This is a genomic window from Desulfovermiculus halophilus DSM 18834 (assembly GCF_000620765.1).
Lineage (GTDB): Bacteria > Desulfobacterota > Desulfovibrionia > Desulfovibrionales > Desulfothermaceae > Desulfovermiculus > Desulfovermiculus halophilus.
This window is the reverse complement of sequence record NZ_JIAK01000072.1, coordinates 1-1,309: the sequence shown is the minus strand read 5'-3', so window position 1 is coordinate 1,309 and position 1,309 is coordinate 1. Positions and strand designations below refer to the sequence as shown.

The window sequence follows — 1,309 nt, the reverse complement described above, 5'->3', positions numbered from 1 at the left end:
AGCTAGACCAGTGAGCTGTTACGCTTTCTTTAAAGGATGGCTGCTTCTAAGCCAACCTCCTGGCTGTCTAAGCCGGTCCACCTCCTTTCCCACTGAGCACACATTTTGGGACCTTAGCCGGCGATCTGGGCTGTTTCCCTCTCGACTACGGACCTTCTCACCCGCAGTCTGACTCCCAGGCTTATAATTTACGGCATTCGGAGTTTGATAGGGTTTGGTAACCTGGTGGGGCCCCTAGCCCTTTCAGTGCTCTACCTCCGTAAATCAACGCCTGAGGCCATACCTCAATATGTTTCGGGGAGAACCAGCTATCTCCGGGTTTGATTGGCCTTTCACCCCTATCCACAGATCATCCGAGCAGTTTTCAACCTACAACGGTTCGGGCCTCCACTCGGTTTTACCCGAGCTTCACCCTGTCCATGGATAGATCACCCGGTTTCGGGTCTACTCCGTGCGACTCCCGCCCTATTCAGACTCGCTTTCGCTGCGGATCCGCACTTTGTGTGCTTAACCTCGCCGCACAGAGTAACTCGCTGGCCCATTATGCAAAAGGCACGCGGTCATCCGGCACTCAACTTCAGACACAAAGACTCTCGCTTACTCGTTCATAAAGCCACCGACGGCCTTGTCCTGATTGCTTGAGATTCTTTTCACGCTTCCGAGCATCCCGTTCTGCTCGAAAGGCTTCATAATAAACGAGCATCCATTTATGGCCTTTCGTACTTTCATTGGCCCCTTGATTGTGCTCGTCTACACGACGCTTAAGATTATTTGTATAGCCTATATATTTTGTCCCCTCTTCGTTCTTTAACAAATAGACATAATACATAGCCACACCTTGCGTCTGAAGTTGAGTGCCGGACTCCCACGGCTTGTAGGCAACTGGTTTCAGGTTCTTTTCACTCCCCTAACAGGGGTTCTTTTCACCTTTCCCTCACGGTACTGGTTCACTATCGGTCGCCAGGGAGTATTTAGCCTTGGAGGATGGTCCCCCCAGATTCCCACAGGGTTCCTCGTGTCCCGTGGTACTCAGGTACCTCCTGCGCTATTTTCGGTTTCGCGTACAGGGCTGTCACCTTCTACGGCCAAGCTTCCCAGCTTGTTCTGCTACCTACTCACAGATCGCGTTATGGAGGCCCTACAACCCCCCTCACTCACTTTAAGCCTCGAAAGCAATTTCTTGACAATGCCTTATCCTTTCAAGAAGATGATACTTTGCTCTTCCATCTTTGAGTTTTCGCTCTCGACGTCTTGCATCATTTTCACTCAGATAAGCTTCATAATAAACAAGTTTATATTGCTTATGCTT

General features: G+C 50.2%; 1 rRNA gene. It reads right to left on the bottom strand.

Annotation, left to right across the window (positions count from 1 at the left end):
- Positions 1 to 1,309: ribosomal RNA gene (locus tag N902_RS20285) — 23S ribosomal RNA — on the bottom strand; the annotation flags it as partial.